The following is a 7327-nucleotide window of genomic DNA, read 5'->3' on the forward strand; positions in this document are numbered from 1 at the left end:
TATACGCCGCGCGGGCAGCGAGCGCGGCAGTCCGATAATTCTCGTCTTGCAGTGAGCCATGCTGACTTCGACAGCCGGTCGACAAGAGCGTTTGCTCGCTGGAAATCGTGGGCTCGGACGACGCTTGTGTCAGGCACGCGTAGACCGCCAGGGCGCGTGGTCGCCTAATTATTGGGCTGGGTGTTGTGTCTGCCTAAAGCCCAGACCGGTCGGTAAAAGTTGATGGCAACGGGCTAGGACTTCTTACAGGTCCGCCGCCTGACGGCCGTTTGCTTGTTAGGCAACCCGCAGCCGCGCCCCGCTGCACTTCGGCCTGATTGCTATCCCGGACTACCTTGACCGCTAGCTGACGATGACCGATACCGTGCTGCTATAGCCTTGCGACAGGCGCCTGACTTCCCATCTACCAGCATTGTTGGCTGATCGCAGCGCCAACAGCGGCATCGTTCGCGGTTTTTTGCCCACGCTGGTTGATAGTCAGCTTTCTGCAGTCGTCGTTGGTTTGATCGTTCTGGGCGTTGGCAGATATCTGAAAGCCATTCGCGTCGGCGCTGTCGATGTTGAGCGTATAAGCCTCATTCTCTGTTTCCGCGGCCATGCCGAGATCGGCGAGGTTCTGGGTATAGCTGTACTGAGTGGTGTAGAGGCGCTCCTGGCGATTCGCGGCCTGCAAGAGCGCGCTCTGCGCATCCGCCCGTCGCGATTTGCGCACCTGGTCGAGATAAGAGGGGTAGGCGATCGCGGCCAGAATGCCGACGATCGCCACCGTGATCATGAGCTCGATAAGCGTGAAGCCGTATGTTTTGCGTTGTCGCATGGTCTATCGCCTATCTATCGCCTGATCTCGCGCCAGCTGACGCGCTGGTTGGTGTTCTGGCCGGCATCCAGCAGCCAGGCGATATTACCTCCATCGCTCGTGTTGGAATTCACCTGCACAGTCCCGTCATCGTTAATGCTCACCCCCAGGCCACCGACGGGCGACGACGTCCCGAGCACGATGCCGGAAGGGGCGACCTTATCGTTATCCCCGCCGATCAGATCGGCGCTATCGTGCTTTCGGTTTCCGTCCAGATCGAATATGGGACGTTCTGTCCGTCCGCCCGTATCGGCCCGCACGGCCATGATCGCGCCGGTCGCTTCCAAAGTGCACGTCTGCTCCGGCGGGACCAGGGTAGTGAACACTACCAGATCACCCACAAGCGTCGGCGTGTTGATCAGCAGCTCCCCACTGCCCGAAGGCATGTCCATAAACCAGCCACGCTGGCCGTCGCCGCCGCTGCTGCCGGTGTCGTAGCTGACCGGGTTATCGCTGACGACACGGTAGGTCGTGTCGCCGGATTTGACGTTTGTCACCGTCTGCTGCTGAAGGTTGGCGCGCGTGAAGTTGGCGGACGGGCTCGGCTTCTTTGCAGCGCTGCTTTCACGGTAGCTGAATACGTCGGCGTCCCAAACACCGTAGAAGCTGTTTCGTGCGCCCGCGTTGAACAGGGCGTCGGTCTTTTCCAGATACTTGCCGGTCCCGAAGTACACCATCACGCCATAACCGGGGCCGTAGGGGTGAACGCCGACCTGGGGCGCCATGGTGATGGGCTGTACGCTGCCGCCCGGGCCCCTGGCCGTGAACAGCTTTTTCACGGACCACTCGGAAGACGATTTCGACGTCAGATCGAACCGCCACATGTTGCCGTACAGATCGCCCGCATAGACGTAGTCGATAATGAAATCGTTATCGACATCGATCGGCGTGACCTCGCTCAGACCGTTCGGGTAGGCACTGGCCGCCGGCGCGGAATTTGTATCGATGGCGCTACGAATCGGTTCGCCATCGGCCATCCGTACGATATGGAGAGACGCGCTGCGGCCAGCGCTGTTGTAGCCGTTGCCGAACAGGGCAGCCCAGTCGCCGTTATGAAGACGCGAGATGGAGGGCTTGCCGTAGGTCTGGCCGAGTGCGCCGGACGCGGTGTACTCCCACAGAACCGTGCTTGAGGCGTTGGCTTCGCTGAAGTTGTCCGGATCGGTGATGTCTAGCGCATAAATCGCGTTACCGCCGTTGTTCATGCCGCCGACGAGCACCGAGCGCCACTTGCCGCCGAAGAACGCGTCGCCGGTCGCTGGGGAACCGTCGACATAGTAGCGATGCGTATACTCCGGCTGGGTCAGCGCACCCACGTCGTCGAGCAGGGTGCCCGGCACATACGCCAGACGCTCCACGCCGCCGTCCACGCCGCTGCTTGCCTCGAATCCGTGCAGCATGCCGTCGTTGGCACCCACATAAACCATGGGTGTGCGATTGGCTTGTTGCTGGGCGAAGCCGTTGCCGCCCGGATTGCTGTACGCGCTCCCGTTTTCAGGAAAACGGCCCGCGTTTCCTTCCAGGTGTTTGTCTTTCCAAACGGTCGGGTAGCGGACGAACTTCGGTTCGGCGACATAGGCCGGGGTGGATTGGACGATATCGCCCAGAACGTGGTCGCCGCGATTGCGAAACGGCCCGCCCTTGCTTCTTTCCTGAGTTCGGTCGCCGCGCAGATAGTTGATCTTGTCGGCGTTCAGATTGAGCGTGGCGTACAAGGATTCGAGTACGCTGGGACGAAACGCCTTGCCGGTGTACTTGCCGCCGTTCGCGGTCGCGGTCAGTACGACTCGATTGCCTGGGCTGGGTATTTTTTCCGATGCCTTCCATACAGGCGTTTGTGCGACACCGCTGTTGGAAAGCCGGAACGTCTTGAGATCGCCTGACCAGTCGCTGCCCGAGTAAGTGGCCTGAAAAGCCAGGCTCTCGGACGACAGGCTGCGCGAATTAAGCGCAACGCCGCCGAACGAGCCGTCCTGGTTGAGAATTTCGTCCAGGGCGCCGGTAAAGGCGCTTGCGACCTCCACCGGCGTGCGCGCGTTGAGCAGCTTGCCGCGCGAATTGATGGTGGCGTGCCAAAGGTCGTCGATCTGTTCGCTGCCGAAGTTGTTCAGGTTGGGCAGGGCGGACCAGTTAGGCTTGTTGTCCCGATAAATCCGTTCGTCGGTGTAGTTCTGGTTGGGGTCGAACAGAACGCCGCGCTGGCCGAGGGTCACGCCGAGCGTGACCATATGCAGGTCGGTTTCGCAATCGAGCCAGGGGTCCGGACGGGCATCGCCACAACCGGCGGGCACCCGCAGTTGGTTGCGCTCAAAGCTGCCGACGCGGCCAAGGTTTTCGTAGTATTGCATCGCAACGTCGGCGATCGAGTTCGACTCATTGTCGCCAAACGGCGCGCCGTAGCGGGCATTGGCACGACTGTTGAGGTCGGCATTGTCGACGCCGCTGACCGAAGAAGTGTTGTAACCGTCGGTGAACAGAATCGCGAAGTTGCGCTGACAAGCGGATTGGATAATGTTCGAGTTGTTGCGCAGCTGTTCGCCCAGGTACTTCAACGCCGGGCGGTTCGGGGTGCCGCGGGCCTGTGAAAAGTCGGTATTGAAGACCTGGCTGTAGAAATCGGCGCGTCCATCGGGCTGAGAGCTGTTTTCGATACCCAGGTTGCGCATGACCAGGTTGGCCGAGCTGTTCTGGTTGGCCTGGTTGATTGTGCAGGCACCGACACGCACGCCGCTGATCTCGTCGAACGCGGCGACTACGCCGGCTCGGGTTGCCAGATGACGCTTGCGGTAATAGGTATACCAGTTGGCAAAATTCTGGATGGCCTTGTTATAGGCCGCGGTGCTGACGAAATTGCCGGGTTTGATCTCGTAGCCTGTAAGGGTCTTGTCGCCGTTGGGGGCATGGCCGACGCGGGTGGGCGAGCCGGATTTCCAGCCGAAAGAAGCAGGCAGAGGTATGTTAGAAGGCAGGTAGAACGTCGCGGGAAAGTAGGAGATCGGGACAAGCTGGTTGTTGTTGAATGTCGCCGTGCTCGAGCTGGTCTTCCATTCGTAACCGTATTCGCGACAACCGAAAAAGCTGAAGCGTACGCAGACGAGATCGGCATACCGGACGTTGCCGAACGGCGTGTTATTGAACACGGCGAAGGTATAGCCGTCGTCCGTGCGCTCAAGCACCTGGGTCAGGTTGAGCCTGTGGCTGCCGGTGACAGGATCGGCCGGTGCGTTCGTGGGGCTGCTATTAGGCTTGCCAAGCCACGGATCGTATGTAGGCACCGACGGGTCAAAATAAGCGCTGTTGTAAGCCGGGGAGCGCGCGAACGCGAAGGCCGGAATGGGCGGGGCCGCGTAGTAGTTCGAATAGATACGACGGTCGCGATCGGAGCCGTTGTAACCGTTCGGGAAAAGATAGGCGTAGGCGTTGTTGCTGCTCTGGACGAAGCCGCTGCCGGTCCACGTCGAACTGCGGTTGCCATCCCAGTACAGCAGGCCGCTGTCAGTGGGAAACAGCGTTTCGAAATCCATCGAGCCCGAGTCGTCGACCGCGACCAGAATATTCGGTGGCACATTCACGCCGGACAGAAGCGGGCGATCGGCCAGATCGAGGTTCTGTGCGAACACCGTGCTCGTACTGAGCGCGAATGCGATCCAGAACAGGCCCAGGCGAAGTATGCGAGATTTAGTAAGCATGAGATCGCCTCGACTTAACGTGGGGTTCGTTCGTAGATGCTTTGAGTAACAGCGATGGCGGCCGGATTGGCGCCGCGCGCGAACGCCGTGATGCGGTAGCGAATCGAGCCGTCCCCTTCTTCCGTCCCACAAACGCCGACGAGCACGCTGCTTTCGCACTCCTCGACGTCTTCGATGACGTAGCGCACCGTCGGCGCCGGTGTGGAACTGCCGCCCGCTGCGGCAGGCGGAGAATAGGTCTGGATCGCAGCAGAACCCGAATCCCATATCGCCGGGTCGAAGTAATCCGCCCCGCTGTTGCCATCGAATACGCGCGCCTGACAGACCACGAGCGTGTTCGGATTATTCGCGCTGTCGTTATTGCCGCTGTTGGCATCGAAAGAGCAGGCGCGCGTCTGCAGGTCGGGCGTCACTGCGGGCGACAGCCGCAGTTCGGCGGCGCGTAGGGCCGCATCCGCCGCCTGACGGGCCTGCGATTTTTCGCGCAGGTTGGAGGCCATGCGTTCCTGCAACGTCGAAGAGCTGATCGCCGAAACGGCGAGCAGGGTAATGACCACTAGAAAGATCAGGCTCGTCACGAGCACGAAGCCGTTTTCGGTGCGGGGTTTCGGTAGCTTGATCGTATGTTTCATGGGATCGCGTTGCGTAGAGCGACGACCTGGTCGACCAGCTGGTATGCGTGACGGTTGGTAGCGCTGAAATTGTTGCCGTAGGCGAAAGCGAAGTTGTGACTCGTCGCGGTGGGCGTGATGTTGTCCTCGCTTTCCAGCAACAGCTGCAGACGAACGCTCACTACGTTGTCGGCATTGGCGCCGCCCACCGAGTTGGCGTAGGTATTGACCGAACCATCCCGGTCGGTATCTATGCCATAGGTCACCTTGAATCGGGCCACGTTCTCTACGATCGGCTGCGGCACCGAACCGGACGAACGATCGCGGCACAGAAGGCTGTTCTGGTCGTTCACGTACAGCTCCAGGTCGGCCATCCTCAGGTTGCTGAGTGGCAATTCGGCCACGCCCGCGTCCGGACCGTTACAGCCGTCGTGGCTGGAGCCCGCCTGGAAGCGCAGACGCAGCGAGTCATTCCCGTCCGCGCCGCCGCTGGTAGAGCTTACGAATGCAAGGTTGGCGAATGGTGAGCTGGCGCGGAACAGGTCGCGGGTGTCGATCTCCACGCGATAACCGGCGTGTGCCACCACGTTTTCGATCACAAACGACGCCAGCCGAGCGTTTTCCTGCAGGCCGGCCATATCGCGCTGAAAGCTGAAGCTGTTGCGGTTGCTTAAAAGAATCTGCAGCACGCCGGCGAGCAGCACGAGCGAGACGACGAGGGCCACCATCAGCTCGACCAGGCTGAAGCCCGCGCTACGGTTGGGTTGCAAGGGCTTCATGGGCGCACCTCCGTTACGAAGGAGCGGCTCGTCGGCGCAGTAGAGCCGCTGGTGTCGTCGCGCTCCTGCCAGGTGATGGTGACCTGGTAGCGCAGGCATGCGGTGCCGTCGTTCTGTACACAGTTGATCGCGCCGCGCCCGCCCGGCAGCAGGCCCTGTCCGCTTGCGCTCTGATCGCCCAGCGATCGGTCCCAGACATAAGCGTCGTAGGTGGCCATTTGCGTGGGCGTGCAGGCGGTGCCGTTTTCACAGAGTGTCGGTGGCGAGCCAGCCGAGGGATTGTTCACGTTGTTATATGCATTGGCAGCAACCCCGGCCCGGTTCGCGCGCATGCGGTCGGCGATATTATCGGCGGCGAAAGTGGCCTGGGTTCGAGCCGAAGACACCTGGGTATTGACGATGCTTACCGTCTGCAAGCCAAGCAGGCCAAGCAGGCCTATGGAAACGATCACGATCGTGACCAAGGCTTCCAGCAGGGTGAATCCGGCGTTATGAATAGGATGGTTCATCACGAGCCCCGGGCTTCCAGACGTTCGATACGTCCGCTGGTCGCGATACGGATTTGCGTGCTGTCGCTGGTGTCGTTGGAGGTGACGGTGAAGGTGCCGTTGCTCGTACGGGCGAAGCCGTTGGCATCGAAGACCACCGGTGTGCCGGTGCCGCGGCTGAAACCCACGTTAATGGTGCCGTCGAGGCGAGAATGCACGCGCAGGATATTGTCATTGGTCGCCGCGCTGGCGCCGGCCGCCGGCGCGAATATGATCCAGCCGTCGTTCCAACCGCCATTGCCGCAATTCGTCTGGTCCGAACTCGGACAAACATGGACCGGACGTCCACGCGTCACGGCTTCGCTCCGGGCGTAGTTGAAGTCGCCCACCAGGTCGTTCGCGTTTGCCGCGATCGTATTGCGCTGCACCATGCCCAGATAGGAGGGAATGGCGATCGCCAGCAGAATGGCGGCCACGGCGATGGTCACCAGCAGTTCCAGCAGGGTGAAGCCGCGGTTTGAGGTCGGAGCAGACGAACGCAGATTACGCATGATTGCAGTATCGGCGTTCCGAAGAGGTTTATTGCGGATGCGCCGACCGGCGTAAAAGAGGGGCCGATGAACGGCAGCGGCTGTCGCCGGCAAATCTCAGGTCGGTCGGCCATGGGTCGGTTTCGACCGGCCCGTCAACGCATGGGGGAATGCGTCATGAGAGGCCGATGGTGCCGGGGAGAGGAATCGAACCTCCGACCTACTAATTACGAATCAGTTGCTCTACCGACTGAGCTACCCCGGCTCCGAATTCGGCAAGGCGCGGATTATAGAGAAAGGTTTGCCCGCAAACAATGCTTGCTTTGACTGCAGGCGGTGCAGCACCGTCAACAATTGCAACGGATGGCGGGCCG

The 7327-nt window shown here is 60.9% G+C and carries 6 protein-coding genes and 1 tRNA gene; all 7 read right to left on the minus strand.

All coding sequences use genetic code 11. The features are described from left to right. Positions 1 to 403: 403 nt before the first annotated feature. Positions 404 to 775 carry a type IV pilin protein gene (locus C84B14_RS13580; protein ID WP_502949911.1) on the minus strand — a complete coding sequence of 124 codons (372 nt, stop codon included), beginning with the start codon at positions 773 to 775 and terminating at the stop codon, positions 404 to 406. A gap of 56 nt (positions 776 to 831) precedes the next feature. Beyond that, the gene (locus C84B14_RS13585) at positions 832 to 4545 is read right to left on the minus strand and encodes a pilus assembly protein (RefSeq protein ID WP_353224883.1); all 3714 of its coding nucleotides are present in this window, start codon (positions 4543 to 4545) and stop codon (positions 832 to 834) included. A gap of 14 nt (positions 4546 to 4559) precedes the next feature. Beyond that, positions 4560 to 5177 carry a pilus assembly PilX family protein gene (locus tag C84B14_RS13590; protein WP_353224885.1) on the minus strand — a complete coding sequence of 206 codons (618 nt, stop codon included), beginning with the start codon at positions 5175 to 5177 and terminating at the stop codon, positions 4560 to 4562. Beyond that, entirely contained in the window at positions 5174 to 5935 is a 762-nt protein-coding gene (locus C84B14_RS13595; RefSeq protein WP_348765404.1) for a PilW family protein, read from the minus strand. Before C84B14_RS13595 ends, C84B14_RS13590 begins: the two co-directional genes overlap by 4 nt. Continuing rightward, a complete protein-coding gene (gene pilV, locus C84B14_RS13600; protein WP_353224887.1) occupies positions 5932 to 6444 on the minus strand; it encodes a type IV pilus modification protein PilV in 513 nt (170 codons plus the stop codon). Before pilV ends, C84B14_RS13595 begins: the two co-directional genes overlap by 4 nt. Then, positions 6444 to 6974 (minus strand): GspH/FimT family pseudopilin, encoded by a 531-nt coding sequence (locus C84B14_RS13605; RefSeq protein WP_353224889.1) that lies wholly within the window; start codon positions 6972 to 6974, stop codon positions 6444 to 6446. Before C84B14_RS13605 ends, pilV begins: the two co-directional genes overlap by 1 nt. Positions 6975 to 7142: 168 nt before the next feature. Continuing rightward, a tRNA-Thr gene (locus C84B14_RS13610) sits at positions 7143 to 7218 on the minus strand. Positions 7219 to 7327 lie beyond the last annotated feature (109 nt).

The sequence above is a fragment of the Salinisphaera sp. C84B14 genome, from assembly GCF_040361435.1.
Taxonomy (GTDB): domain Bacteria; phylum Pseudomonadota; class Gammaproteobacteria; order Nevskiales; family Salinisphaeraceae; genus Salinisphaera.

Coding starts and splice junctions, on each gene's coding strand:
- pilV (WP_353224887.1), bottom strand. CDS start 6,444: ATGAACCATCCTATTCATAACGCCGGATTCACCCTGCTGGAAGCCTTG.
- C84B14_RS13580 (WP_502949911.1), bottom strand. CDS start 775: ATGATCACGGTGGCGATCGTCGGCATTCTGGCCGCGATCGCCTACCCC.
- C84B14_RS13605 (WP_353224889.1), bottom strand. CDS start 6,974: ATGCGTAATCTGCGTTCGTCTGCTCCGACCTCAAACCGCGGCTTCACC.
- C84B14_RS13585 (WP_353224883.1), bottom strand. CDS start 4,545: ATGCTTACTAAATCTCGCATACTTCGCCTGGGCCTGTTCTGGATCGCA.
- C84B14_RS13590 (WP_353224885.1), bottom strand. CDS start 5,177: ATGAAACATACGATCAAGCTACCGAAACCCCGCACCGAAAACGGCTTC.
- C84B14_RS13595 (WP_348765404.1), bottom strand. CDS start 5,935: ATGAAGCCCTTGCAACCCAACCGTAGCGCGGGCTTCAGCCTGGTCGAG.